At 58.0% G+C, this 26,656-nt stretch carries 30 protein-coding genes; 11 read left to right on the top strand and 19 right to left on the bottom strand.

The features are described from left to right. From AC2FGB_RS12295 to AC2FGB_RS12260, 8 genes are all read right to left on the bottom strand, one after another. Positions 1-267, bottom strand: a complete 267-nt coding sequence (locus tag AC2FGB_RS12295; RefSeq protein WP_271950857.1) for a hypothetical protein — start codon at positions 265-267, stop codon at positions 1-3. 1 nt (position 268) lies between these two features. Continuing rightward, entirely contained in the window at positions 269-1,606 is a 1,338-nt protein-coding gene (locus AC2FGB_RS12290; protein WP_281995571.1) for a DUF6638 family protein, read from the bottom strand. 148 nt (positions 1,607-1,754) lie between these two features. Then, positions 1,755-2,087, bottom strand: a complete 333-nt coding sequence (locus AC2FGB_RS12285) for a hypothetical protein (protein ID WP_281995570.1) — start codon at positions 2,085-2,087, stop codon at positions 1,755-1,757. Next, a complete protein-coding gene (locus tag AC2FGB_RS12280) occupies positions 2,084-4,012 on the bottom strand; it encodes an AAA family ATPase (protein ID WP_496694085.1) in 1,929 nt (642 codons plus the stop codon). Before AC2FGB_RS12280 ends, AC2FGB_RS12285 begins: the two co-directional genes overlap by 4 nt. A gap of 22 nt (positions 4,013-4,034) precedes the next feature. After that, on the bottom strand, positions 4,035-5,159 hold the full coding sequence (locus tag AC2FGB_RS12275) for a hypothetical protein (RefSeq protein ID WP_496694084.1): 1,125 nt from the start codon (positions 5,157-5,159) through the stop codon (positions 4,035-4,037). After that, entirely contained in the window at positions 5,152-5,424 is a 273-nt protein-coding gene (locus AC2FGB_RS12270) for a hypothetical protein (protein WP_282022195.1), read from the bottom strand. Before AC2FGB_RS12270 ends, AC2FGB_RS12275 begins: the two co-directional genes overlap by 8 nt. Continuing rightward, complete coding sequence (locus AC2FGB_RS12265) at positions 5,417-5,614, bottom strand: hypothetical protein (RefSeq protein ID WP_281973554.1); 198 nt, start codon at positions 5,612-5,614, stop codon at positions 5,417-5,419. The genes AC2FGB_RS12270 and AC2FGB_RS12265 overlap by 8 nt, the downstream gene beginning before the upstream one ends. Positions 5,615-5,616: 2 nt before the next feature. Continuing rightward, a complete protein-coding gene (locus tag AC2FGB_RS12260; protein WP_271950875.1) occupies positions 5,617-6,696 on the bottom strand; it encodes a coiled-coil domain-containing protein in 1,080 nt (359 codons plus the stop codon). A gap of 258 nt (positions 6,697-6,954) precedes the next feature. On the opposite strand from AC2FGB_RS12260, the gene AC2FGB_RS12255 reads away from it, so the two are divergent. Then, the gene (locus AC2FGB_RS12255; RefSeq protein WP_496694083.1) at positions 6,955-8,430 is read left to right on the top strand and encodes an NAD-dependent succinate-semialdehyde dehydrogenase; all 1,476 of its coding nucleotides are present in this window, start codon (positions 6,955-6,957) and stop codon (positions 8,428-8,430) included. Between the two features lie 122 nt (positions 8,431-8,552). Here the strand turns inward: AC2FGB_RS12255 and AC2FGB_RS12250 are convergent, their stop codons facing one another. From AC2FGB_RS12250 to AC2FGB_RS12225, 6 genes are all read right to left on the bottom strand, one after another. Further along, a complete protein-coding gene (locus AC2FGB_RS12250) occupies positions 8,553-9,020 on the bottom strand; it encodes an Hsp20 family protein (RefSeq protein WP_142638359.1) in 468 nt (155 codons plus the stop codon). Positions 9,021-9,142: 122 nt separating this feature from the next. Further along, complete coding sequence (locus AC2FGB_RS12245) at positions 9,143-9,916, bottom strand: trypsin-like serine peptidase (protein WP_496694082.1); 774 nt, start codon at positions 9,914-9,916, stop codon at positions 9,143-9,145. Positions 9,917-9,954: 38 nt separating this feature from the next. Then, a complete protein-coding gene (locus tag AC2FGB_RS12240; protein WP_271950881.1) occupies positions 9,955-10,746 on the bottom strand; it encodes a trypsin-like serine peptidase in 792 nt (263 codons plus the stop codon). A gap of 106 nt (positions 10,747-10,852) precedes the next feature. After that, positions 10,853-12,175 carry a glycolate oxidase subunit GlcF gene (glcF, locus tag AC2FGB_RS12235; protein ID WP_281995566.1) on the bottom strand — a complete coding sequence of 441 codons (1,323 nt, stop codon included), beginning with the start codon at positions 12,173-12,175 and terminating at the stop codon, positions 10,853-10,855. A gap of 4 nt (positions 12,176-12,179) precedes the next feature. Further along, the gene (locus tag AC2FGB_RS12230; RefSeq protein WP_281995565.1) at positions 12,180-13,280 is read right to left on the bottom strand and encodes an FAD-binding protein; all 1,101 of its coding nucleotides are present in this window, start codon (positions 13,278-13,280) and stop codon (positions 12,180-12,182) included. A gap of 21 nt (positions 13,281-13,301) precedes the next feature. Further along, positions 13,302-14,750, bottom strand: a complete 1,449-nt coding sequence (locus AC2FGB_RS12225; RefSeq protein ID WP_496694081.1) for an FAD-linked oxidase C-terminal domain-containing protein — start codon at positions 14,748-14,750, stop codon at positions 13,302-13,304. Positions 14,751-14,832: 82 nt separating this feature from the next. On the opposite strand from AC2FGB_RS12225, the gene AC2FGB_RS12220 reads away from it, so the two are divergent. From AC2FGB_RS12220 to AC2FGB_RS12210, 3 genes are all read left to right on the top strand, one after another. Continuing rightward, positions 14,833-15,543: a DUF599 domain-containing protein gene (locus tag AC2FGB_RS12220; protein WP_142638369.1), complete on the top strand. Its 711-nt coding sequence runs from the start codon at positions 14,833-14,835 to the stop codon at positions 15,541-15,543. A gap of 424 nt (positions 15,544-15,967) precedes the next feature. Then, positions 15,968-16,102, top strand: a complete 135-nt coding sequence (locus AC2FGB_RS12215; protein ID WP_271950893.1) for a hypothetical protein — start codon at positions 15,968-15,970, stop codon at positions 16,100-16,102. 190 nt (positions 16,103-16,292) lie between these two features. Continuing rightward, complete coding sequence (locus AC2FGB_RS12210) at positions 16,293-16,640, top strand: hypothetical protein (protein ID WP_142638371.1); 348 nt, start codon at positions 16,293-16,295, stop codon at positions 16,638-16,640. 2 nt (positions 16,641-16,642) lie between these two features. Here AC2FGB_RS12210 and AC2FGB_RS12205 read toward each other — a convergent pair whose 3' ends face one another. The 4 genes from AC2FGB_RS12205 to AC2FGB_RS12190 all read right to left on the bottom strand — a co-directional run bounded on the left by AC2FGB_RS12205 (position 16,643) and on the right by AC2FGB_RS12190 (position 19,521). Then, entirely contained in the window at positions 16,643-17,128 is a 486-nt protein-coding gene (locus tag AC2FGB_RS12205; RefSeq protein WP_271950897.1) for a flavodoxin family protein, read from the bottom strand. Between the two features lies 1 nt (position 17,129). Then, on the bottom strand, positions 17,130-17,600 hold the full coding sequence (rlmH, locus tag AC2FGB_RS12200; RefSeq protein ID WP_271950900.1) for a 23S rRNA (pseudouridine(1915)-N(3))-methyltransferase RlmH: 471 nt from the start codon (positions 17,598-17,600) through the stop codon (positions 17,130-17,132). A gap of 44 nt (positions 17,601-17,644) precedes the next feature. Further along, positions 17,645-18,007 carry a ribosome silencing factor gene (gene rsfS, locus AC2FGB_RS12195; RefSeq protein WP_142638376.1) on the bottom strand — a complete coding sequence of 121 codons (363 nt, stop codon included), beginning with the start codon at positions 18,005-18,007 and terminating at the stop codon, positions 17,645-17,647. Between the two features lie 161 nt (positions 18,008-18,168). Next, on the bottom strand, positions 18,169-19,521 hold the full coding sequence (locus tag AC2FGB_RS12190; RefSeq protein ID WP_496678537.1) for a mechanosensitive ion channel family protein: 1,353 nt from the start codon (positions 19,519-19,521) through the stop codon (positions 18,169-18,171). Positions 19,522-19,623: 102 nt separating this feature from the next. Here AC2FGB_RS12190 and AC2FGB_RS12185 point away from each other — a divergent pair, with 102 nt between their 5' ends. The 6 genes from AC2FGB_RS12185 to AC2FGB_RS12160 all read left to right on the top strand — a co-directional run bounded on the left by AC2FGB_RS12185 (position 19,624) and on the right by AC2FGB_RS12160 (position 24,636). Further along, on the top strand, positions 19,624-19,722 hold the full coding sequence (locus tag AC2FGB_RS12185) for an isopropylmalate isomerase (RefSeq protein WP_271950909.1): 99 nt from the start codon (positions 19,624-19,626) through the stop codon (positions 19,720-19,722). A 52-nt stretch (positions 19,723-19,774) separates the two neighbouring features. Continuing rightward, positions 19,775-21,178, top strand: a complete 1,404-nt coding sequence (leuC, locus tag AC2FGB_RS12180; protein ID WP_496694080.1) for a 3-isopropylmalate dehydratase large subunit — start codon at positions 19,775-19,777, stop codon at positions 21,176-21,178. 37 nt (positions 21,179-21,215) lie between these two features. After that, on the top strand, positions 21,216-21,770 hold the full coding sequence (locus AC2FGB_RS12175; protein ID WP_271950915.1) for an HdeD family acid-resistance protein: 555 nt from the start codon (positions 21,216-21,218) through the stop codon (positions 21,768-21,770). Between the two features lie 42 nt (positions 21,771-21,812). Next, the gene (leuD, locus tag AC2FGB_RS12170) at positions 21,813-22,418 is read left to right on the top strand and encodes a 3-isopropylmalate dehydratase small subunit (RefSeq protein WP_142638386.1); all 606 of its coding nucleotides are present in this window, start codon (positions 21,813-21,815) and stop codon (positions 22,416-22,418) included. A gap of 362 nt (positions 22,419-22,780) precedes the next feature. Further along, positions 22,781-23,611, top strand: a complete 831-nt coding sequence (locus AC2FGB_RS12165) for a hypothetical protein (RefSeq protein ID WP_142638388.1) — start codon at positions 22,781-22,783, stop codon at positions 23,609-23,611. Then, the gene (locus AC2FGB_RS12160) at positions 23,608-24,636 is read left to right on the top strand and encodes an endonuclease/exonuclease/phosphatase family protein (RefSeq protein ID WP_496689878.1); all 1,029 of its coding nucleotides are present in this window, start codon (positions 23,608-23,610) and stop codon (positions 24,634-24,636) included. The genes AC2FGB_RS12165 and AC2FGB_RS12160 overlap by 4 nt, the downstream gene beginning before the upstream one ends. Before the next feature lie 6 nt (positions 24,637-24,642). Here AC2FGB_RS12160 and AC2FGB_RS12155 read toward each other — a convergent pair whose 3' ends face one another. Beyond that, the gene (locus AC2FGB_RS12155) at positions 24,643-25,542 is read right to left on the bottom strand and encodes a sugar nucleotide-binding protein (protein WP_496689879.1); all 900 of its coding nucleotides are present in this window, start codon (positions 25,540-25,542) and stop codon (positions 24,643-24,645) included. 86 nt (positions 25,543-25,628) lie between these two features. Here AC2FGB_RS12155 and AC2FGB_RS12150 point away from each other — a divergent pair, with 86 nt between their 5' ends. Continuing rightward, positions 25,629-26,522 carry a LysR family transcriptional regulator gene (locus tag AC2FGB_RS12150; RefSeq protein ID WP_496689880.1) on the top strand — a complete coding sequence of 298 codons (894 nt, stop codon included), beginning with the start codon at positions 25,629-25,631 and terminating at the stop codon, positions 26,520-26,522. Positions 26,523-26,656 lie beyond the last annotated feature (134 nt).

Raw genomic sequence — 26,656 nt, 5'->3', positions numbered from 1 at the left:
TCACATGTAGTTCACAATGTAGATCAGCGACCCGATCGCTACCCAAGGCACAACATAGACACCCAGGATCAATTTGCGCCGGAACGAATTGTCATAGACGTGCAGCCCCCGTGCGACAAAGGCTGCCTTGTCTCCGGTTTTGCCCTTTTCGTCCCACCAATGCTCTAGCCTGCGGCGACGCACACTGCGTGAATACAGCGACAGGGCAAAATAGGCCACGGTCTGGATGACTAGCAGGACCAGAAACAGGCGCATCGCTCCGAACATTTCAATCCTTTCCTAACGCGCCCCAGGGACCAACGCGGGCGATAACGGTCTCGTTGATCCTGTCTCGACCGCTCATATCCGGCTCATGTCCGAACAGGGCAGCGCGGGCACCCGCCTTGTCCACCTGATACTCACGCGCGAGGAAATCAGCAACATAGGCCTTCTTGGCCTCGGACCAGGATTTGTAGGTGCTATAGAACAGCTCTTTGTGGCAGATGAACATCTGGCGCGGGTCCAGTGGGGCCAATTCGGCCAGCAGCATGTTCACCAGATCACGGTTCGGCGTATCGGCGGCCCGCAGCGTATAGAAATACGCCGAATGATCCGAGGTGATCCGGGGCCACCGCCCGCCATCCGTCGCCCAACGCAATAGCTGCGCCAGCCCATGATAGGCCTCTGGCAACCGATCCGCGTGGGTGCGCGCCAGCCGACGCATATCACTGCGGTTCAGGCCAGTCAGATCGACCCCGGCATCAGCGGCCGCGTCGACGGTCAGGAAGTCCATCTTTTGCTGCAGGATCGCAGCAGCATCCACGCCGCGCGCCTTGACGATGGGTTCGACCAGGTCGTTATAGTCCAGGAACTTGGCGATCTGGTTCCGCTGCGACGGGTCAAACGTGTATTTGATGTTCAGATCGTCGGGCTTTTCGCCCATGCAGATAGCCGCCGGATGATCCAGATCCGGGAACAGATAGAGCCCGCCGAAATGCGCCGTCCAGAAATTTTGCTGCTCAAACGCCGTATGGCGCAGACGGACCGGGTTGCGGGTGACGTCACCGGTTTCCTTCGAGGTTTCGATCATTTTGGCGATCAGGACATCGTCGAACCATGCATCCTCTTCGGTCTTGAAGCGTTCGACCATACCTGCCAGTTGCTCGGCCTTGCGCAGGGTGCCGCCTGCGGTGTCGGCCTCAATCTCGATCTTGCGCAGGTTGAACAGATCGCGGGGATTGCTGAGTTTGAAGACCGAGTTCACCAGTTCTCCGGCCACCGCATCGGTGGCGGTCAGGGCAAACAGTTGCGCCTCGTTCATCTCGATAAATTCGCGCAGGATATCGCGCGAGGTCGAGAATTTGACGTTCAGCAGAGGCGCACGTTTCTGTTCGGTCGTCAGCAGGATGAACTGCCGGTTGACCCCGTTGGGGTTGAGGTAGAGCTCATCCTCCAGCTCAATCCCCACCTCAGGCGAGTAGCCCGAGATATCGACATGGAAATCCGTCAACGCCGTGGTCCTGCCCGCCAGATGCTGCAACGCGCGGTTATACCGCTCGACCAGAGCCGGGCTGGAGATGTGGACGAGGTTGCCGAACATCAGGCCTTTTTCGATGAGGCGGATCATGACGTTTGCCTTCCCGCGCAACGGTAGCGATGCTCCCGGCCCGAGGGTGGGTGCGGAACGCGCCCGCCCTGGGGAGCGGGTCGGGCGCGTCGCGGCTTCGCCGCGATATCACGCTCAACCAGAACCACGATTTTCTCTAACTCAAAACTCATGCGCGCAATCCTCTTGCGAAGGCAAAAATGATCGCGAATCCAACGGGTATTGCTATCAACCAGAACTGTAGCTGAAAATAGACCATAACATCTGCGGGATTTGCGTTGCCAGCGTCCACAGCAAAGCGGTCGACAAAAACATCCGTTAAAGCATAGCTGGCAAGAATTGTTAGAGGTGCGCAAGCCGCACCGTAGGCCAACAATGGAAGAAGCCATTCCTTTCCATTCTCTTTGGTCGCACGAGCCGTGTGATAGGCTCGTAAACCTATTAGTATAGCAACCGCAGTACTCACCAGTAGCGGTAGACCTATGGCGATCAGATAGGTCACTTCCCCTCCAGATACCGCCGCTTGGCCTCTTCCATCCGGCCCATCTCACGCACCGCGTTGTCGATGGCGACCTCGTCGCTCTTGTCGGCATAGCGGAACTCGCTGTCGGCGTAGCGATTGATCTCTTGCATCACCATTTCCACCGTGATCGGCTGGCGCAGGTCCTCGATCATGGCCTTCTTGGTGACGTAGTCGCGGAACAGGAACAGGTCGGGGTTCTCCATCCATTCGTCGGGCAGTTCGAAATCCATCGCGCGGACCTTGACCGCATCGGTGATGTTCTTGATCGCGCGGCCGGTGAACCGTTCATCCGCCTGTTGGATCGCCTTCAGGTAGGTGCCCATCTTGGCAATCGTGTCCAACTGCCCGATCTGCCCTGAAACCCGGTCATAGACCTGCAAGAGAGCCTCTTCATGCGGCCGGGAGTGGCTTTCGAAACTGGCAGCGACGGCCTTCTTGATCTCTTGCGCGGCATAGGCTTCGTGCTCGCCCAGCGGGATGTCATGGTTGCGGCCCATCAGCAGGTGCAGGATGTCGATGTAATCCTCGCGTGTTTGCGGCCCGTCCACCAGAAACCGTGCGCCCGCCCTCTGGCGCAGGGCGTCGTCCACATTCTCGGGGTAGTTCGAGAACATGCCAAAGGTACAGTTGCCGCGCACGACGGTGTTGGCGCCCGCAAAGCTTTCCATCAGCACTGCGGTGATTTCCAACTGCCCGGCTGACGACTGCCGGTCGCCGCGTTTGCCCGCCAGTTGGTCAATATCGTCGATCGTGCCGAAGCCGATGACAGAGGGGTCGATGATCGTGTTGATAAACGCTTTGGCGTTCTGGCCGGATTTGCCCTGATAGCTGTCGATATTGTCGGTGCTCAGGTTCTGATAGCGGAACGGATAGCCGGCGTTCTGGCAATAGTCGTTGATCAGCCCGGCCATCATCTGGATCAGGGTGGTCTTTCCGGTGCCCGGTTTGCCGTCACCCATGAAGGTAAAGATGAACCCGCCAAGCTCGGCAAACGGGTTCAGGCGACGGTCGAAGTCATAGGCCATCACCATCTTGGCCAGCTTCATCGCCTGATATTTGGCGATATGGTTGCCGACCACCTCGTTCGGTTTCTTGAACGTCATGGTCAGGGTGGTGGATTTGGCTTTGGACGCTGGCTCAAACCCTCGGATCGTCAGATCATTAGCCTCTATATGCCAGGCGGCGTTCTGGAATGGGGCCAGATGGCCGGCGGATTGGGCGCGTAGGGCAGCCTTGTCCATCAGTTGCTCGGCATAGGCGCTGGTGGCCGCGATCAAATGCGCATCATCGGGCGCGTGTTTGGCGAGGGTCTGGTCCAGCTCCCACAGCGCGCCGTGTAGGGCAAGCTGGCCATTGTCGGTCAGAACTTCTTCGATTTCCCCGACATCAACTGTGGTTTCGCCCAGATGTGAGGACATCAAATAGGCCAGTGCATTGCCGAAACTGTGCGAGGTGATCAGCGCCTCGGCCGTCAGCAGTTCCGAGAATTCGGTCTTGCGCGCGGCGGGCAGATCCCCCGCCAGGTTCGCGCGTTTCAGATCGGTCAGCGGGGTCTGTTCCGCATAGGCCTCAGACACGGCCAGAGCGATGGCGATGGCGCGGCGAATGGCCTGTTGCGTGGTGGCCTGCGGGGGTGAAACCAGCGTATCGCCATCATCAGACGCCTCAATCCGTTCCACCAGATGCACCCCGTCGGCCCGCACAGTGCGCCTTGTCACCAGACCCGGCGTGGTAGACCGAAACCGCCGACCCGTGGAGACGCCCGGCGACCTCTCAACCGCGGCCTCAACCGCTTTGGCAATCCGCGGCGCGTGCTCGAACCCGTTCATCAAGGCGGTGGCCGCAGTGTAGTGCTTGCGAATATCGTCTTCGCGCAATTCCATCTGGTCTGACGTCAAACTCATCTCAAAATAGCCTTTACTGTCTTCAATATCTCAACACCTGCCCGGTCTTGCTGACGACGAACTTGCGCACGTCACCAAAACCCGGCGGGTTGCGCTCGGCCAGTACCTGGAACGGGCGTTGTGGCAGAATGATCGAGCGCTCGGTTTGCGTCGCCCCCGTCTCGGCCCCCTGCCCGCCGAATGGGTCCAGCGCAAAAACCTCGCGGTCTACGGTCCCGAACCAGCCTGAGCGTTCTTGAATCACATCCTCGCTTCGCAGCGCTTCAGTGGTCCAGGCCAAGGCCCAATCCTGACCCGCAGGGGATTTCGCATCCTCCAGCACCTGCCGCAGCGGGCCGGATTGCTCGGTAAAGGCCGAGGAGTACATCGGCCCCACATGAATGCGGCGCAGGTGTTTGGGATGCAGGTCGTCGAAATCCTGATCAAAGCCTTTGGCGATGGTCACCAGTTTCAGCCCACCCAAGGATTGCGCCATCAGATGCGCCTGCACTTCGGGCCAGCGGCGTTGATCTTTGGGCAGGGCCGTGCGCCCCGAATCCTCCAACTCCATCAGGTAGATGACCGGCAGGTTGATCTGGCTGTCGTACACCGCCCAGTGGATCAGGAATTTTCGCCGCTCGCCCTCATTGCCAATCCAGTGACATTCGGGATCGTTACGGGCCCAGAAAAGCTCACCCTTCAGCAATTCCTCGTAATAGAGCCTTTGGGACAGCGCGAATTGCAGCTTGGTCGGGATCTCCCGGTCGCTGATAATGGTGCGCACCATGTCGGTTTTCAGCTCATCCTCGGACGGCATATTCGCCAGATGCACTTGCGCCTGCTGCGCATCGTTGGCCATGGTCAGCAGCTCGGCCGCCACCGGAAACCCGCTGTCGCGCTTGTCCATGGCGAGGCTGCCAAAGAACCGCCCCGTATCGCGCCCGACCAGCAGGTATTTCATGGACAGCGCACGGAAGGTGTAGAGCAGCCCCGAGAGATAGCGCGACACGATCCGCACCTCTTGTTTCGAGATCGCGCCCTCCGCCTCCATCGTCGCGGCCACGCGCAGAAGGTGGACGGTGATTACCTCGAATTTGCGAAAGTAACGACGCGAGGCGAAGGTATCGGTCAGGCCGACATGGTCTTGGGTGAGGTTAAGGTCACTCATTCACGTTTGCCTGCGATTGACGCTTCTGTTTTCTTAATAGAACGAGAGCCCACATTACAGCCACGACGCCCGCCAGCATACTGGGAGTGCCCAGCAAAAACGCCAAATGGTAGGATACACGAGCTATGAACATTCCAAAGCTGCCCTGTGCAAACAAAAGCCCGGACAAAAACGCCGCCAAAATAGGCCAAAAAATCATCGCTATACCGAACCAGAGTATTCTGAAGCCGACGACCTTGGGTCTTTGTTGAATTTGTTCAGTCAACGGTTCCGTTCCACAAACGATGAGCCGAATGAGAAAGGCTGGCGACCACAAGAACGACGGCCACCCATCCAAACGGTCCGCCTAGAACGGCGTACATCACTGAGAACACAAGCCAGAAACTGCCGAGAACGATCCACCAAAACCAGTTCTCTGGAGCCACCAGAAATGTAAAAAACTCCAGCAGTTCCAAGATCAACCCCCATACAAATTCTTATCATGCTTCTCGACAATCGACGCAAACCGGCGGGCAAAGCGTTCATCTGCCTTGGCCTTTTTCTCCAGCACGTCGCGGGCAAAGACCATGTGGTCCTCATGCGCCTCGAGCATGTCGGCCATCTTCTGGTTGGTCGCGGTGCCGATCGAGGCCATGGCGGTTTGCGCCTCTTGGTCGGTCTGCACGCCGATCTCGTTGATGCGGTGGGCCACGTCCTGCTGCTGCGCGGTTTTCAGCGATTTGGTCAGGGCGTCATACAGCACCACGCGCTGTTGCGTGTCTGTCTGCAGCTTGTTGATCAGCACCATCTGCGTCGCCGCCTGGTTCTGCAGGGAATCGACCCAGGTCTTGCCCTTTTCGATATAGCGCTCAAGCGTTTGGCTTTTGGCCAGCTTGACCTGCTCTTCCTGAACCTTGGCGTTGTATTGCTTGTTCAGCTCAGCCAGCTCGGTCTCAAGCTGGGTGCGCGCGGCGGCGTCCTGTTCGACGCTGATCTTGTTCTCCAGCGTGATAATTGTCGGGTCCATGCCCTGAATCTCAGCCCGCAGCGCTTCCAACTCGGCCACGGTGGCCTCACGGTCATCCAGCGTGCCGGTCAGGTTGTTTTCGACCTTCACGCGCTGCTCTTCCAGCACCGACAGCTGCCCTTCCAGCAGTTTCACGATCACGTCGGATTTGGCGATCAGGTCCTGCAGCTTGTCGTCGATACTGGCTGTGCGCATCCGCTCCTGCCGCATCGATTCAGATTTGCCCTTCGAGAAGATACCAACAAACGTCTCCCACCCGGATTTTGAACGCATCTCGTCAAAATCCTTGGAAAACGCGCTGGTGACGTCATCCAGACCCATGATCAGCTCGGCGATATTGGCGTTCATGACTTCGGTATGGGCGTGCACATCTTCCAAAGTGGCGTTCTCGATATCGATATCCGCCTCGGCCGTACCGATCTTGGCCCGCGCAGCCTCAATCCGCGAGGTCAGCCCTTGGATCTGCGACTGGCTTTCGCGCACTTTCGTCTGTGTTTCTTCAATCAACGCTTCGAATTGCTGGTTCGACATCTCTGCTGTCCCCTGTTTTCTTTATTTACCCAATAAGATAGGGAATGTTATGTTCATTTACATCCCCTTGAGCCCTCAAATCACCGAGACTTTTACAATTTCGTATCGAAAAAGATAGGCCACGCAGGCGAGATATCTGCACTCTGCAACGACGAATTTGATCAAATCTGGATTGATCCTGCCCGCCGAGTGGACATAGACAAATGCGACGCCACCTGTTTGGGTGCGCACAAACCCTTTTCTGCCGGAGTCCGACCCATGCTGGATACTACGACCGACCTGAAATCCATTCTGAAAAACCCCGATCTTCTGGTGACCAAGGCCTATATCGGCGGCCAGTGGGTCGATGGTGACAATGGGACGTTTTCCGTCACCAACCCTGCGCGGGGCGACGTGATCGCCGAGGTCGCTGACTTGAGCCGCGCACAGGTTGCAGGTGCCATCGCTCAGGCCGAGGCCGCGCAAAAGGAATGGGCCAAGCTGACCGGCAAGGAACGCGCGGTGATCCTGCGCCGCTGGTACGATCTGATGATGGAAAACGCCGAGGATCTAGGCAAGATCCTGACCGCCGAACAGGGCAAGCCCCTGGCCGAAGCCGTGGGTGAAATCGGCTATGGCGCCTCGTTCATCGAGTTTTTCGGCGAAGAGGCCAAGCGCGTTTATGGCGAGACTATTCCAGGTCATCAGCGCGACAAACGCATCATGGTACTGAAGCAGCCCATCGGCGTTGCGGCCTCGATCACGCCCTGGAACTTCCCCAATGCGATGATCACGCGAAAGGCCGGACCGGCGCTTGCAGCCGGATGCGCCTTTGTCGCCCGGCCTGCCGCCGAGACACCCTTGTCGGCGCTGGTTCTGGGTGCATTGGCCCAGCAGGCAGGCATCCCCGCCGGTGTGTTCAACGTGGTGCCCTCGTCGCACGCCAGCGAAATCGGCAAGGAATTCTGCGAAAACCCCGGCGTGCGCAAGCTGACCTTTACCGGCTCAACCGAAGTCGGGCGCATCCTGCTGCGGCAGGCGGCGGAACAGGTGATGAAATGCTCGATGGAACTGGGCGGCAATGCGCCGTTCATCGTGTTTGACGATGCCGATCTGGATGCCGCCGTCGAAGGCGCGATGATGTGCAAGTTCCGCAATAACGGCCAAACCTGTGTCTGCGCCAACCGCATCTATGTGCAGGCCGGTGTCTATGACGCGTTTGCTGCCAAGTTGAAGGCTGCGGTCGAGGCTCTAAACGTCGGTGACGGCCTGAACGAAGGCATCACCACCGGACCGCTGATCAATGATGACGCCGTTGCCAAGGTGCAAGAACACATCAAAGACGTAACCGACAAAGGCGGCGCGATCCTGACCGGTGGCCTGCCGCACGATCTGGGCGGCACCTTCTTTGAGCCGACCATTGTCACCGGTGTGACGCAGGACATGCTGGTGGCGCAGGACGAAACCTTTGGCCCGCTGGCACCGCTGTTCAAGTTCGAGGATGAAGACGACGTGATCGCCATGGCCAATGACACGATCTTTGGTCTGGCCTCGTATTTCTATGCCAAAGATCTCAGCCGCGTTTACAAAGTGGCCGAAGCACTGGAATACGGGATCGTTGGTGTGAACACCGGCATCATCTCAACCGAGTTGGGCCCGTTCGGCGGCGTCAAACAATCCGGCTTGGGCCGCGAAGGCAGCCATCATGGCATGGAAGACTATCTGGAGATGAAATACATCTGCCTGTCGGTCTGATCCGCCCAAACCTTCGCTGAACAGCTGGCCGTAAAGGCAACGCCCCGCGTCTGGAGGAACGCGGGGCGCATGGTGCGGTAATCCAGAGAGGAACGATTACCGCGGCGTGGTGACTGACTGCCTCAGTTTACGGCTTTGGCGTCAACCACATCCTTTTCGATGGCCTTGCTGGACGAAATCTCGATCCGGCGGGCTTTCAGGGCTTCGGGCACTTCGCGCTTGAGATCGATATTCAGCATGCCGTTCTCATGGCTGGCACCGGTGACACGAACGTGGTCGGCAAGGGCAAAACGGCGCTCGAACGCGCGGGTGGCGATGCCGCGGTGCAGATAGCTGCGATCTTTGTCTTCCGCAGTTTTCTTACCGGCGACGACCAACGAATTCTCTTTCACTTCGACTGAAAGATCGGCCTCGGAAAAACCGGCAACAGCAACCGAGATACGATAGGTGTCGACATCGGTTTTTTCGATGTTGTAGGGCGGATAGCTGGGTTGAGCCACATCATTGGTCAGAACGCGATCCATCATGTCAGCAATCTGGTCAAAACCTACGGTGGCGCGGTGCAGCGGTGCAAAGTCAAATGTACGCATATGTCGTATCCTCATGTTTGAGCGATGAACGTAATGCCCTCCGATCGGACGGGCGTTCGATTGTCTCAGGCCCCGTTTGCGGCGACCTGATACATTTGACATGGGAAACGTTCTGGCCGAGTTCAACCCCCTCCGGAGCTGATGAATTTCGCACCGGTATCCGACTTGCCTGATCCCACCTGCAATCGCTTTATTGTCGCCTTTGGTTTAGGGGCATCCCGGCGCAGAGTCGCCTTCAGATCGGCCACAATTTCCTGCAATTCCATACCGAATCCCACTTTCTGCCGACCATCCGTACCAACTGCAGAGACTACTGAAAGTATTTGCCAGCGCGGACCGTTTCGCGCCAACAGGGCCGAACCCGAGGACCCAAAGGTAATGTCGCAGTTGAATGTGATCAGGCCCTGAAAGCGCTGCAGGATTTTGCAGGACCGTTCCCGCGTAATCGCATTCGATCGGCCCCGACCATACGATGCAAGACTGACCTCATCCCCCGCCACGCGCCCGTTATGCAACGCAAAGGGATCGGCCACGGAATAGGGGATCGGTTGATCCAGCCGCATCAACGCGACATCAACGCGCACGGCATCGGGCGACAGTTGAGCGAAACGTGTGTAATCCGGATGTACCGCGATCTGCACCACCTTGCGATCTGCCAACGCAGTTCCGTCGCTTAGCCCTGCCCGAAAGGTTACCTGCCCCGGCCCATAGGGTTGACCGGTTCTTTTGTCCAAGGCGCAATGGGCCGCTGTCAGCACCAGATCCTGTGCGATCAACGTACCCGTACAAAACCCCTCGGTGCCGATATCCAGGCGGCCGACGGCCTCCCAGCCATATAGGTCATCGCGGTCGGTGAGTTTGCGTTTTGCACTTTGCGCCTGGGACATCGTTGTCATCATAGCCAGGCATAAAAACAGACTTGCCCAAAATCGGATCATGGCCGGACGAACCTGGCGCCAATATGACGGCTTGCCGAATCGCCGGTTTCCGAGCCGCTGAATCCGCGCCCGGCGGACAGTTCACTCCGCAGCAAAGGCAGCGAAACCTCGACCGCGGTACCTATGGCCACAGGCTCGCCATTGAATTCCGCCTTGGCCGCCACGACCGAGACGATCCGTGGTCTTTCGCCCTCGAACGCAAATACCGGGGCGCCGGAGGATCCAAACTCGACATCACAGGACAGGACAAGAACCTCGGAAACGCCGGTCACGACCGAGCAGACCTCCTGCAATGATGGCGCCTCGGCGCGGTCCTTCGCATAGGACACAACCCCAACTTCCTGTCCGCGAACGGGCCGATCGCCGGTATCAAATGGAATGACCGAGGTACTGCGGATTGGCTGCCATAGCTCGATCAGCGCAATATCGCTACCGATCCGGTTGGTCGGGGTTTCGTCGTCGTAAAAGTAATCGGGGTGAATCACCGCCCTGCGCGCCGCACGATAGGCTGATGCCCGACCCAGACGCCAGGCGGCAAGAAACTCGACCTTAGACAGGTCAATACGTTGGCCTGTGGCCTTATCATAAAGACAATGCGCTGCCGTCAGCACCTGGTTCTGCGCAATCAGCGTCGCGGTGCAGAATGCTTCGCCGTCAATATTCAAGCGCCCGACAGCCATCCAGGCCCGCCCGGCATCTGTGGTGTCCAGACTTTTCAGCCCGCTATCCTGCGCCAGTACGGCCATCGGCATGAGTGCCAGCGCAAAAGCCTTGATCCAGTTTTTCAAGCGGTTCTCCGGCGTTGCTTCCAGCGCATACTCATAGCTGTCGGGTACGGCGAAAATAGGGCCGGTACGTTTCCCGTTCTATCTGATGCAGCCCTGCATCAGGCAGCTAACGCAGGATCGGCACGGCCGTTCCCATCTCATGACCCTGCTGCATCGCACGCGGCAACGGCCCGCCTGTGGACCAATCCAACAGCTCGACCGTATGCAAAATAGGTATCTGCGTGGCCGAACCGATCTGCATCATGCAACCAATATTGCCTGCAGCGATAACATCAGGGTTCTTAGCCTCAAGCGTCCGAACCTTGCGTTGCTTTAACTGACCCGAGATTTCAGGCTGCATCAGGTTATAGGTCCCGGCGCTGCCACAGCACAGATGGCTGTCAGAAGGCTCTAACACGGTGAAACCCGCATTCTTCAACAGGTCTTTGGGATGGTTTTTGATCTTTTGCCCATGCTGCAAAGAACAAGCGGCATGATAGGCGACGGTCATGCCCTTGTGCTGGCCTCCGGGCAGGTCCAGTTGCACCAGCAATTCGCTGATATCCATGGCAATCGCCGAAACCCGCGCGGCATCTGCCGCCAAAGCCTCGTTTCGGAACATGTGCCCGTAATCCTTGACGGTCGTACCACAACCTGAGGTGTTGATGACGATGGCATCCAGCCCCTGGCCATCGATCTCTCTGGTCCAGGCCTGTATATTGGCCGCCGCCGCTTTATGGCTGTCAGCTACCTTGCCCATGTGATGGGTCAGCGCACCACAGCATCCCGCGCCTTTGGCCACAACGACTTCGCAGCCCAGTCGGGTCAGCAGGCGAATCGTGGCGTCGTTGATATCCGTGTTCAGCGCCTTTTGGGCGCAGCCTGTCATCAGTGCCACGCGCTTTTTCGGCGCTCCTTTAGGGGCAAAGCGTTGCGGGTCATCGTTGCGGCTGACCGGAGGGATATGTTTTGGTGCCATCTCCAGCATCGCCCGCAGCCGCGCATCCGGCATCAGAAACCGGAAGGGACGGCCCAGCTTGGCCCCGATCAGGGCCCAGCGAAACCGCATCGGATAGGGCAGAATCTGCGCCAGAACCCAACGCAGAAGGCGATCGGTCAGCGGGCGTTTGTAATTCTGCTCGATATACTCGCGCGCATGATCGACCAGATGCATATAGTGAACGCCCGACGGACAGGTGGTCATGCAGGCCAGACAGGACAGGCAGCGGTCGATATGTTTGACGGTTTTCTCATCCGGGACACGCTCATTCTCAAGCATGTCCTTGATCAGGTAGATCCGTCCGCGCGGGCTGTCGAGCTCATCCCCCAGCACCTGATAAGTCGGGCAAGTGGCGGTACAAAAGCCGCAATGAACACAGCTGCGCAGGATCTGGTTCGAGCGTTGGATCGCCGGATCCTGCAGCTGTTTTTCGGTGAAATCTGTCTGCATTGCCCTACCCCATCAGCCCCGGGTTAAACAGCCCTCGGGGATCAAATTTCGCCCGAATGCCTTTTATTAGAGCCTGTATAGCTACACTCTCAGGCTGGAGCCGGCCCAGCCGCTCGACCGTTTCCGCATCGCCGCGCACAAGGGTTGCATGACCAGAAAAAGTGCCAAGTCGCGCCCGCAAATCGGTTCCCGCAGGAAGGCGCAGCCAGATCAGACCGCCGCCCCAGTCGTAGAACACCTGTTCAGCCTCGGCCCGCGCCGCGATCATCGGGGCGTCACCGGGCGTGACAGACAGACGCCACACGTCGCCAGCCTTGCCCCGGAACGCGTGAACATCGCGGGTCGCCGTCCACAGCGTTGCCGGTTCATCGACATTTGCGATCTGGCCGAACCCAGACAGTTCGGATGTCAGCCTCTCGGTTCTGTAAGCGACGGAGCCTGCAAATCCTTCGACCCTAACAAAGGCTTTTTCGCACTCCGGGTCATAAGCTGCGCCAGTGACCTCGAACGGAGATCTAAGCGCTGCGGACAGCGTTTTTATCGCTGCTTCTGCATTAGATACGGTCACTGACAGCGTTGCTGTGTGTTCCGGCTTGGGCAGGACTTTCAGCGACACTTCGGTCAGCACGCCCAACGTTCCCCAGGACCCACAGATCAGCTTGACCAGATCATAGCCAGTGACATTCTTCATCACCCGCCCGCCATTTTTGATCACCTGCCCGGTGCCATCGACATATCGCACCCCCAGTAAGAAATCGCGACATGCGCCTGCCTGAATGCGGCGCGGCCCCGAGATGTTGGCGGCAACCACACCGCCGATGGTCGGCTCGCCTTGGGTGCCCAACAGGCTGCGATGGTCCATCGGCTCAAAGGCCAGTTGCTGGCCCTCGGCGTCCAATGCGGCCTCAACCTCGGCTAGCGGTGTTCCGGCCTGCGCAACCAGCGTTAAGGCGCCGGGTTCATACAGTGTGATGCCTGTCATCCCGCAGGTTTCAATCACTTGGCCGGAACCCGCAATGCCACGAGTGCCGCCGCCTGTGATACGCACGGCACCTGTAAGTCCGGCAACCATCTGGGCCAGTTCAGTTTCGGACGTGGGTTTCATCATATATCTCTTTGTTAGAGCCTATTTTTCGGCTATTTGCGGGTTGCGACGCGGTTCGGAGGCGTCCAGCGGGAACACTTTAGCCGGGTTCAGCAACCATCCTGGATCGAACACATCTTTAACCGCCATCTGCGCTTCAAGATCGGCAGGGGCATATTGATGATGCATCAGATCGCGCTTTTCGATTCCCACACCGTGCTCGCCGGTCAGGCAACCGCCCTCATCCACACAAAGTTTCAGGATTTCCGCCCCGAACGCCTCACATTTTTCGAGGTCGCCGGGTTTGTTGGCATCAAACAGGATCAAAGGGTGCATGTTCCCGTCACCGGCATGGAATACATTTCCAACCGGCAGGCCGAACTCATCGCTCAGCTCACCAATCCGGCGCAATACGGCGGGCAGCGCCGATACCGGGATGGTCCCATCCAGGCACATATAGTCGTTCATCTGCCCCATGGCGCCAAAGGCCGATTTGCGGCCCAACCAGATCCGGGCGCTTTCATCCGCCGACTGGCTCTCGCGCAGCTCGACCGGATCGTGGCGTTTTGCAATCTCGACAATCTTGGCCAGCTGGCTGTCGATCTCGGCCTCCGAGCCTTCGACCTCGACAATCAACAATGCTTCGCATTCCGGATACCCGGCATGCGCAAAGTTTTCGCAGGCCTGAATGCACAGGCGATCCATGAACTCAATCGCGACAGGCAAGATACCGGACTTGATGATGTCCGAAACGCATTGGCCTGCGATTTCATTGTCATCAAACCCCATCAGGACGGGCCGTGCGCCTTCTGGCTTGCGCAGGATGCGCAAGGTCGCTTCGGTGACAACGCCCAGTTGCCCTTCGGACCCGCAGATCACCCCCAGCAGGTCAAGACCCGGCGCGTCCAGATGAGCGCCACCGATTTCGACTACGCTGCCATCCATCATTACCAGGGTCACACCCAGCAGGTTGTTCGTGGTCACCCCGTATTTCAGGCAATGCGCCCCGCCGGAATTCATCGCGATATTGCCCGCAATCGCGCAAGCCAGTTGCGACGATGGATCGGGGGCATAAAAGAAATCCTCTTCCTCGACCGCGCCGGTGACGCTCAGGTTGGTGCGCCCAGTCTGGACCTTGATGAATCGGTTGTCATAATCAACCTCCAGCACGTCGTTCATCCGGGCCACGCCCAGTATGACGCAATCAGCTGTTGGCAGCGCGCCCCCGGCCAGCGACGTACCTGCACCGCGCGGTACCACCGGTACGCCTTCGTCATGGCAAATGCGCAAGATATCCGAGACCTGCTGCGTTGTCGAAGGCAAAACCGCCAGCATCGGCGGGCATCTATAGGCGGTCAAAGCATCGCATTCATAGGCGCGTGTCTCGGCCGGGTCATAAATGATCGCGTCGTCCGGCAGAACCCCCGACAGGCGCGCCAGCACCGCATCTTTGCGACGCAGGACATCAGGGCTTGGCTTTGGCATTTCCATGGCAGGCTCCTTGGTTTGGTAAAATAATATTACCAATTTGTCAGTATGGCAAGTTCCGACTTCCGGAAGTACTGTCACGGCCATGACCTGGATTGACCGCGCCGCTCTGTTTGCCCCTTTGGATTTTGCCGCCATAACGCTGATGATGGGGGCCTGGCTGTGCCTTGGGTGGATGATCGAAAACCCGTCGCCAAAGAAGCGGTCAGTGGCCTTGATGATGGATGAGTATCGCCGCGACTGGATGCGCGAGATGGTCACACGCCAGCCAAGGATGTTTGACGCGCAGGTCGTGGCCACGATGCGGCAAGGCAGTACCTTCTTTGCCTCGACCACGATGATTGCCATCGGTGGTGGCCTGGCCCTGCTGGGCAATACCGAGCGTCTGGCCGGTGTCGCCAGTGATCTGGCCATCGGCAGCTTTCCAGCCCTGGTGTGGGAGATCAAGATACTCGCCGTCGTCCTGCTGCTGGCCAATGCCTTTCTGAAATATGTCTGGGCGCATCGTCTGTTCGGCTATTGCGCGGTACTGATGGCCGCGGTCCCGAATGAGCCCGAAAATCCCATCGCCTATCCCCGCGCCACGCAATCGGCCGAGATCTGTGTCACCGCCGCCCGCAGCTTTAACCGCGGGCTGCGCTCTACCTATTTCGCACTGGCCTTGCTTGCATGGTTTCTGGGGCCACTCGCGTTGATCGTCGGCACAGTTATCACTGCAGGCCTGCTTTACCGACGCGAATTCGCCTCGCAATCCCGCGCGATCTTGATGGCGCAGGTTGGCAACACGCAGTCGTGACCCCATGCCATCGCCGTGGCGTTGACGCCCGGCTTTTGGTTCTTACTTTTTGCCAGCAGGTTTTCATGTGGGTCGAAGCGAGCTTTTGGTCAACACGCAACGATTGTCCGATCTGAGTCCTGAGCAGCCGAGTAGCATTATCCTTGCCGACAAGATTTGACAGTTAACTCAAATCTGCCAAGATGCTTCAAATTTTTTAAAGAAAGATAGTTCCATGAAAAAAGTGTTCGTAGGCATAGCAATAACTTTGTTGACTTCGATGTCACCGGCCTTGGCTCAGGATATCGCGGCAGGGTCCAGACTTACGGTAACTTCCGACTGGCACTCAAAGAACGGAGGGCCTTACAGTCCGCAGATCGTATCTTGTAAATCCAACAGTGGTTTGTGCTTGCGAGACACTAATACTTCGCCGGCAAACAATCCGATGACAAAGACCAAGAACGGTCTGCAGGTCGTCTTCAAGGAATTCGGGGTCGTTTATTTGTTCAAGCCCAGTGGAAAGGGTACTTTTCACGACATGAACGGTAAACAAACTGGCAAGTTCAAGTGGTCTCAGTAGCTTGAGAATCGAACGCTCAATTCGTGCTCTAGACACGCTCCGATAACTGTCTGTTTCACCTTGCATAGCTTGCATTAAAAATATGCTTCCAAATATAAGCCTTGCTGCAGTGGGCAATTCCATAGACTTCGGCCGGGAGCTGATTCTATTAGAGCGAAGCTCTATACCGCCAAGAGTTTAGGATCGAAACATGCGATATGTGATTCTCTGCACCTTTCTGGCCAGCCCCACCCTAGCCGATCCGCCAACGATCGAGCAGGTCAACGCCTCGTCCAGCGGTGGCAGTTGGCGTTTCGACGTGACGATCCGGCATCCGGACACCGGATGGGATCACTATGCCGATGGCTGGCGTGTGCTGGATATGGACGGGAATGAGCTGGGGATGCGTGTGTTGCATCACCCGCATGAGACGGAACAGCCCTTTACCCGCTCGCTGGGCGGGGTGGCAATTCCTGATGGTACATCTCAGGTCCAGATACAGGCCCGTTGCAGCGTGGATGGCTGGGCAGACGAAACCATTGTTGTGCCGCTGAACTGACCTCAGAATACGCCCAACGCCAGCCCTGCGGCCATCGCCTGCCCCAAGTCGCGGCATGTCTGCAGCGCGTCTTGGGGGATGCGCTTTTCGGCTAGGATTGCTTCGGGCGTTTGTGCGTGGGTGCATATGATCAGAGGGGGCTGGACCTCTTTCAGCCGCCAACCGGTTGCGATCCGGGCCGTCTGGCGCGCGGCGTTTTCGCCGTCTGACCCGGCACAGATCATCTGGGCATAGGGGCGACCTTCGATGCGACCAAGAACCGGATAATAACAGCGGTCGTAAAACTCTTTCATCACGCCCGAAATCGCCGCCAGGTTTTCGGGTGCGCAGAAGATATAGCCATCTGCGGCCAGCAGATCTTGGGGTCCGGCCCGCTCTGCGGGCTTCAAAACGGTGTCGGCCTCATCGTGCGCACCTTCGGCAGCAGCTTCGGCCATCTGCCGGGCGCCGCTGGTGCGTGAATGGTAAACGATCAATAGCTGCGCCATGTCAGACCCGGTGATAGGGACCGCCCGACAGGATGGTTGCGGCCCGATAAAGTTGCTCGGCCAGCATCACACGGACCAGCATGTGGGGCCAGACCATGGACCCGAAAGAGATGGAGAAATCCGCTTCGGCGCGCAGATCAGGGGCTATTCCGTCGGCACCGCCAATGATCAGCGCCAGATCCTGCCGCCCCGCATCGCGCCAACCGCCCAGCTTTTGGGCAAAATCGGGCGAGGACATCACCCGCCCCCGTTCATCAAGCGTGCAGATTACGGTGCCTTTGGGCAGCGCCTTGCGCAGCAATGTGGCCTCGGCCCCAATCCCTGCGTTTTTCTTGTCTTCGACCTCGATCACCCGCGCAGGCCCAAGGCCCAGCGCGCGGCCGGTCCGATCAAATCGGGTCAGGTAATCATCAAGCAGGGACTTTTCGGGTCCGGCGCGCAATCGCCCGACCGCAACTATGCTGATCCGCATATCTCTCTCGCCGCCGACCCGTTAATGCAGGCCGGGATAGCGCCTCAGTTCGCCGAGGCGCTGCCGCCCGCAGGCTGCCACATCTTTTCCAGCTGATAGAATTCACGCACTTCGGGGCGGAAGATATGAACGACCACGTCGCCCGTATCGATCAGCACCCAGTCGCCAGCATCCTTGCCTTCGACCTTCGAGGTGAATCCGAATTCCTGCTTGATGCGATCCGTCAGCTTTTCCGCCATGGCCGAGACCTGACGGGTCGACCGACCCGAGGCAATGACCATGTGATCCGCGACGGACGACTTGCCCTGCAGGTTGATCTGCACGACGTCTTCGGCCTTGTCATCGGAAAGTGAGGAAAGGATACGTTCAAGCAGCTTGTCGCTGATTGACTGAGAGTGGGCCATCATATTGGCCCCATCTTCGGCGGGCAAACCCGCCTGAGTGTGTAGAGACAGGACATAGTCCTCCTTTGCTGCGCGCCATGATATCCCGGCGCCGGGGTACTAATAAGGTAGCAAGGAGATTGCAACATTTCAATGAACACAGACCAAAGGATCGCAACGATTGCTTACTCTGTGGCAAGCTGTTGCGCATCGGCGTCGTCGTTCAGCAGGCGAACCTCACGCTGCGGGAATGGGATCGAGATGCCTTCAGCCTTGAATGCGTCCCACAGCGCCAGATAGACATTGCCCCGTATATTGGTCAGCCCTTTGGTCGGATCGCTGATCCAGAATCGCAGCACGTAATCCACGCTGCTGTCGCCGAACCCGGTGATATGGCAGACCGCGTCATGCCCGCTGCCACTGAGCACTCGCTCGACAGATTTAACCGCATGGATGGCCGTTGCCCGCACATTATGGGGGTCATCCGTGTAACTTGTGCCAAATGTCAGATCCAGCCGCACGAACCGGTCCGAATGCGACCAGTTCACCACCTGATTGGTGATCAAATCCTCGTTCGGGATCAGGTATTCGCGCCCATCCCGCGTGACCACCGAGACATAGCGCGCGCCCAGCGCGTTGATCCAGCCGAACGTGTCGCCCAGCGAAATCACATCGCCCGGTTTGATCGACCGATCCATCAGGATGATGATGCCCGAGATCAGATTCGACACCACTTTCTGCAAACCAAAGCCGATGCCGACGCCAATGGCCCCCGACAACAGCGCAATACCCGTCAAGTCAAAGCCCAGCGTCCGAATGGCGGCCATGAAGACGGCGCCATAGATGACGACCTGTAATCCCTTGGCCAACAAGACCTGCATTGACGGCGAGATATCGTCATTGCGTTTGAGGCCACGTTCAGCAGCACCGGTGCCAAGACGGGCCAGCGTCAACAACACGCCAATCAGCAAAAGCGCCTTGAGGATACCCAACGCCGAGAGGTGCAGATCCCCGATCGAGATCGCCACCCCATCCAGAAACCCGGCGACGTCATCGGTCAAGTTCAGCGCAATCAGCGTCGCATAGGCCCACATTGCCCATTTGAAAATTCGCCGCAGCGTCCGGTTTCGCACCAGACGGGCCACTAGTGCAATCGCCAGCCAGGCGGTCGCCAAAGTTGCTACCACCCCGATGATATAGCTGCGCGATGGCCAGGTGATCTGCTGCATCACCAGATACAGCATCCAGGACAGCGTGACGAAATAGACAAGCGTCAGACGTTGCATCAGCTGGATCAGCGTGCGCAACCGCCATTTGGGCCAACCAGAGCGGGCACGGGCCCAGGCCTCCCATCGGCCCTGCGTAACCAGCTTCAACACATAGGCCAGCGCCCAGAGACCCAGGATGATGACCAGCTGATGTTGACGCCAGCCCGGTGTAATGACCAGATCGACCAGTCTATCGAATTGTAGGGAAAAGGCCTCGATCATGGTCTGATACAGATCAGACAGCGAACTGGGTATCAGGTCTGGGTTCATGCACGTCTCCTGCTTGCCAGCTTGGACAGCGTTGACGCATGATGCAAGCCCGCCGCAGGATTGCGCCTTGATTGACGGACTGACGCGATATATCTGATGCGCATGAGACTCAATCTGACCCCAGCACCTACGTTGCAAGACCGCACGCGACTGCGTGAACGGTTCTTTGGGGCCGCCCGCACGGTTCTGGCCCGCCTATAAGCGGCGTCCAGCCACTCGCCAGCTAAATCTCAATACATACGGGAGAGGACCGATGTCCCCCAAAACACTCTATGACAAGATCTGGGATGCCCATGTCGCGCACGAAGCCGATGATGGCACCTGCCTGCTGTATATCGACCGCCATCTGGTCCACGAAGTGACCAGCCCGCAGGCCTTTGAAGGGCTGCGCATGGCCGGCCGCCCGGTACGCGCACCGGAAAAGACCATCGCGGTACCGGATCACAACGTGCCCACCACGCCGGATCGCGTGAACGGCATCGAAAACCCCGAATCGCGCATTCAGGTCGAGGCACTGGACAAGAACGCCAAGGATTTCGGCATTCACTATTACCCGGTGAATGACGTTCGCCAGGGCATCGTGCACATCGTTGGCCCCGAACAGGGCTGGACCCTGCCCGGCATGACCGTTGTCTGCGGCGACAGCCACACAGCGACTCATGGAGCGTTTGGTGCGCTGGCCCATGGCATCGGCACGTCCGAGGTTGAACACGTTCTGGCCACGCAGACCCTGATCCAGAAGAAATCCAAAAACATGAAGGTGGAAATCACCGGCAAATTGCAGCCGGGTGTGACCGCCAAGGATATCACTCTGGCTGTGATTGGTGAGACCGGAACCGCTGGTGGCACCGGCTATGTCATCGAATATTGCGGCGAAGCGATCCGCAATCTGTCGATGGAAGGCCGCATGACCGTCTGCAACATGGCAATCGAAGGCGGCGCCCGCGCTGGCCTGATCGCCCCGGATGAGACCACGTTCGAATATGTCAAAGGCCGCCCACACGCGCCGAAAGGGGCCCAGTGGGAAGCGGCGATGGACTGGTGGAAAACGCTGTTCACCGATGAAGACGCGCATTTCGACAAGGTCATCACCCTGCGCGGCGAAGACATCGCGCCGGTCGTCACCTGGGGCACCAGCCCCGAGGACGTGCTGCCGATCACTGCATCCGTGCCTCACCCCGAGGATTTCGAAGGTGGCAAAGTCGATGCGGCCCGCCGGTCCATCGAATATATGGGTCTGGAAGCCGGTCAGAAGCTCAGCGACGTCGAAATCGACACCGTCTTTATCGGGTCCTGCACCAACGGCCGCATCGAGGACCTGCGCGCCGCTGCCGAGATTCTGAAGGGCAAAAAGATCAAGGACGGGATGCGGGCGATGGTTGTGCCTGGTTCAGGCCTTGTCCGCGCGCAGGCCGAGGAAGAAGGTCTGGCCGAGATCTTCAAAGAGGCCGGGTTCGAATGGCGTTTGGCGGGATGTTCCATGTGCCTGGCGATGAACCCCGACCAGTTGCAACCGGGCGAGCGCTGCGCCGCGACCTCGAACCGCAACTTCGAAGGCCGTCAGGGCCGCGGCGGGCGCACCCACCTGCTAAGCCCCGCAATGGCTGCCGCAGCGGCAATCACAGGACGGCTGACAGACGTCCGCGAGTTGATGTAAGCTGCCCTCATAACTGGATATTTGAGGGATTTAAGACATGAGTGACTGGATCAAATGGCTCCTGATGGGGCTTCTGTCCATAGTGTTCGGCCTTTTTGTGCTGGGCGCGCCTGCAGTGGCGTCGATTGCCGTAACGGTGGTGACCGGCGTACTGCTGCTGATTTCAGGGGCATTGCAGGTGGTCGGTGGGTTCACCGTCGAGGGCACCGGCAACAAAATCCTGTCGCTTATTATGGGTGCGGTGATGCTGTTTCTGGGCTGGTCCTTTCTGGATCACCCGCTGCAGGGCACCGTGACGCTGGCGACGGTCTGCCTGATCCTGTTCATGGCAGGCGGTATCGCGCGGGTCATTTTGTCGTTCCAGATGAAAGGTACGCAGTATTTCTGGGCGACACTGATCTCGGGCGTGATGTCGATTGTTCTGGCGATGCTCATCTGGCGGTTCGCAGCAACCGATCCTGTCGTGCTGTTGCAACTGCTCGGCATCCTGCTGGGGATCGAGATGGTGTTCAACGGTCTGGGCCTGGTGTTCATGGCGCTCTTCATCAAAGACGCACCCAAAGGCGAAACAACTGAAGCGAAACAAGCTTAAACGCGGGGCATGGGCGCGGCCCTCCCCCGCAGGAGTGTAGACATGGAAAAGTTTGACAAAGTCCACGGAGTGGCCGCCCCGATGCCATTGATCAATATCGACACCGATATGATCATTCCGAAAGTGCACCTGAAAACGATCAAACGATCCGGCCTTGGCGTCGTACTGTTTGACGAGATGCGCTATCATGATCACGGCGGTGAGAATGAAGAGTTCATTCTGAACAAACCCGCCTATCGGCAAACCGAGATTCTGGTGGCTGGCGACAATTTCGGCTGCGGCTCATCGCGCGAACACGCGCCCTGGGCGATCAAGGATTTCGGCATCAAGGTTGTGATCTCGACCAGCTTTGCCGACATCTTCTTCAACAACTGCTTCAAGAACGGCATCCTGCCCATCGTGGTCGAAGAAGAACATCATGCGGTTCTGATGGAAGACGCGCATAGAGGCGAAAACGCCCGCATGACCGTGCATCTGGAAGATCAGCAGATCACCACATCCGATGGTGTCGTGATCGAATTCGAGGTGGATTCTCATCGTAAGCACTGCCTGCTGAACGGTCTGGACGATATTGGCCTGACGATGGAAAAAGACCATCACATCGAGAAGTTCGAGGATCATGCGGGCCAGGCACGCCCCTGGGTGTGATTCTGGGAACGAATCTGTTGATACTCAACTTTATGGGGACGCCACGGCGTCCCCATTCGCCTTCTTGGGGTTCTGAACGGCGAAACCACTACATATAGGTCTCGACTTGAAACACACGTCGGATTTGCGTCAAAAATGATGCAATCCCGCACCAGTTGCGCCATCATTTTGCCCAAAATTGAGTGTTTTCTGCCACCTGGCTTGAGCGAAATGTCGCTTATCGCCAATGTCGGCGGGTACAGGCACCCACCATGGCAAAACATTGGTGAGAGATGACATCTGCTGCAACGGTAACGTGGCAGGCACAAGTTGGAATGAAGTCGGCAAAGAATCGGCTAATCCAGTTTGAAAGGGTTCGGATAGTGATTGCGCGCACAACAGGGGCGGCAATTCGGGGAATATTGGTTGCACTTTTGGTGCTGACACCCGCGTTGTACTTGCCCGTATCATCAACGAATGGGACCGAGATTGTCGTCTTTCTCGCCATTCTCGCGTTTTTCCTGACCTTCGCCGAATATAATTCGGCCTTCCCAAGCTTTATTGAATTTCGCGACGCACCACCAGTGAACCGCCTGCGCTTTGTTGGGCTGGTTTCGATGGTCGCTTTCCTGACGCTGATCTGCAAAAACGCCTATTCGCCGACAGAATTAACCTCAGGTTTTTATGTGATCGGGTTGGGCGTCGCCAATGTGGTCGATTTCCCCTATTCACCCGTGCGTCTGATCGTGTTGATGCTGCCTGTCAACGCAAGCGCGCCGCTGATCGAACTTGTTCGTATCGCTGCCAGTGTGGCCTATGTCGCAGCTATGGTCACAATCGCCAGTTTCTACTACGCGGTGAAAATGCGTGGTTGGCCCACCGGAAACGGAGCCTTCAACGTCTGGACCAATCTGCCGCTGTTCGATCCGACCAAGGGTGGCGATGTCGTTACCCGTCTGCAGCGTGATGGACGGTTGAACATCTCGATCGGCGTCCTGCTGCCGTTTGTAATCCCGGCTCTGATCAAGATCCTGACCGATTATGTGAGCCCGATCTCGCTGAACAGCCCCCAGACGCTGATCTGGACGTTGAGCGCTTGGGCCTTTCTGCCTGCTAGCATGATCATGCGAGGAATGGCGACACTGCGCATTGCAAACCTGATTGTCGAAAAACGCCGCGCCTATTCTACGACTGAATCAACACAGACCGCATGATTCGGATTTTTCTGCTGCTTTTGCTGCCATTCGCGGCACAGGCAGAGACGATACGCATAGCCACCTTCAACACCGAACTCAGCCGTAAAGGACCGGGCATTCTGCTGCGCGATATCCGGCGCGGGGATGCACAGGTTCGCGCTGTGATGCGGGTGTTGTTGGAAACCCAACCCGATATCGTTGCCTTGCAGGGCATCGACTGGGATCTCAATGGCGAAACGCTGACCGCATTCGGTGAGGCGCTGCGCAACGAGGGACTGGACTATCCCTATCACTTTACCGCCAAGCCTAATTCAGGAATGGAAACCAGTCTGGATCTGGACGGGGACGGGCAGGCCAATGGACCAAGAGATTCCCAAGGCTATGGCGAGTTCACCGGTCAGGGCGGGCTGGCCATTCTGTCCCGGTTTCCCATAGGCCATGACGACATGCAGGATTTCTCAGGAGTACTGTGGCGCGACCTGCCGGGGGCTGATCTGCCGACGGTCGATGGCACGCTATTTCCCTCTGAAGCCGCCCAGCGCATTCAGCGACTGTCCTCGGTGGCACATTGGATCGTACCAATCGAGTCCCCGATCGGCCACCTGAACCTGATGACATTTCACGCGACCCCGCCCGTTTTCGACGGACCCGAGGATCGGAACGGGTTGCGCAATCGTGACGAAATTCGCTTGTGGAACGCTGTGCTGGACGGTGCTCTAGGCCCTGCCCCACTCGGGCCTTTCGTAATTGCTGGGGATGCAAATCTGGATCCCACGCGCGGGGAAGGCCGGAAAGAGGCTATCCAGGGCTTGCTGGCAGACCCGCGGTTGCAGGATGCAAAGCCTGCCACCCCCTCGGGGGCATTGGCCACGGTTGAGTGGAAAGCCGTCGGAGAAATGCGGGTAGATTACGTTCTGCCCTCGGCAGATCTACGCGTTGTGGATGCGGGCATCTTTTGGCCCGACACGGGCGCAGACCTGCGCGCAATCGCCGAACAGGCCAGCCGGCACCGGCTTGTCTGGGTGGACCTGGGACATCGCTAACGCTGGTCAGGCCCGGGCAGTTCTGACCAAAGTCGCTTTCTGCTTGGCTGTTTTCGGGATCGCAGAAGCCATCGCCGCGTCCAAGTCGGTCGTCTGAAATCCAGGGATAAGGTCGTCAAAGAATGCGCCGTCCAAACTATGCGGCAGATCCCATAGATAGCGCATCTCAACCAGATGTGGCGCCAACTTCCAGAAAGGCCGCAGTGCCTGAATCGGCCACCATTTCATGGGGCTGACGGCTATTTCGGCACCGGTCACCCGCGACAAGGATTGCGCAATATCCCGGCCGGTCAGGGTAAACCCGGCATAAGGAACCTCGCAGAACCGGGGAAGGTCCTGGCGGATATCAGCCAACGCAACGGCCGCTCGGGTGAGGTCGGGCAGATAGGCCCAGGCGTGTGGGATATCCGGGCGACCGGGATAAACCATCTTGCCGCGTGCCAAAGGCTTGATCATGACCTGATCGAACCAGTTCCCCGAGGCGCAAGTGTCAATGAAATCACCTGCCCTGAGAAGAATCGTTCTTACCGAGGATTTTCGATAGGCTTCTTCCATCTCAACCCGGATCCTGCCCAGGGGATTATGCGCCGCATGCGGTGTTGCACCCGACCATGGCCCCGGCGTTTGCGCGCCAAAAACATAGACATTGCCGGGAAGGATCACAGTTGCACCGTGATCCGCTGCCGCATTGATCACATCACGATGCAGTTCGGGGACTTGTCGCGCCCAGTCCGGATAGGCCGGATTCCAGGCATTGACGACAACATCCACCCCTTCGACAGATCGCTTCAGATCCTGCGTCTTGCGATCAAAGCAGTGTACGATCCAGCCCGCCTCGCGAAAAGCTACTGCGGCATTGCGTCCAAACCGACCCGTCGCACCCAGAATAAGGACTGTTCCCGTCATATAAGCCTCCTCTTGTCCATCTAATATGAGCCATTCAGTTCAATTCAGGAATTGCCGCCAAACGTAGAACGTGTATTCATTTTTGAATGGACAAATCTATCACCCACTCTGACTGGTCTCTGATCCAGAGCTTTCTGGCTGTAGCGGAAACCGGATCTTTGTCTGCCGCTGCCCGGCAGTTGAACCGCAGCCAGCCCACGCTGGGTCGCCAGATCCACGCACTTGAGGATGAGCTTGGCGTCTCGCTGTTTGACAGGCATGCGCGGGGCTTGAAGCTAAGTGAAGTCGGAGCGCAGCTTTTCCCGATGGCGCAACAGATGCACGTAGCCATGAACGCGTTCAGCCTAACGGCCGCAGGCCAGTCTCAGGAATTGGAAGGGTCGGTGCGCATCACCGCGTCGGTCTTTGCCTCTCATCACCTGCTGCCGCCGATTCTGGCCCAAATACGGGCAGCAGAACCCGCGATACAACTGGAACTGGTCGCCACCGATGCCACCGAGAACCTGCTCTACCGCGAGGCCGATATCGCAGTGCGGATGTTTCGGCCGGAACAGATGGACATCATCACGAAACATCTGGGGGAAATCAGACTGTGCTTTTGCGCAAGCCGGTCCTATCTGGATCGTGCCGGCCGCCCCAATTCTCCCGACGATCTGTTGAGTCATGACCTTGTCGGGTTTGATGCGAACGAGCAGATCATTATCGGCATGCGCGAAATGGGCTGGCCCGTGAACCGGGACAACTTTGCCACACGCTGCGACTTTCAGACTGCCTATTGGGAACTGGTCCGCGCGGGCTGCGGTATTGGTTTTAGCGCCGTGAGAGTTGCCGAGGCCGACCCAGAGGTAGAGGTTTTGGACATAAACGTCGAAATCCCTGCGCTGCCGGTTTGGCTTGCCGCACCGCAGGCGATGCGGCAAACGACACGAATCCGACGAGTCTGGGATATGTTGGCCGAAGGGATAAAGGCCGATCTCTGACCGATTCACACTATCCGTGACGTAGCAAGGGCACGGAAACCCGATTTCCCGTCCAGAACCTGCGTTTAGGCCGGTTCGTCTCATTGACCCGATGCGGCGCAGGCGCTAGGGCCTTTGCTGTCAAACGCAAGGAG

This window comes from Ruegeria sp. CDSC021 (assembly GCF_059610845.1).
This window is presented reverse-complemented; position numbering and strand designations above follow the sequence as displayed.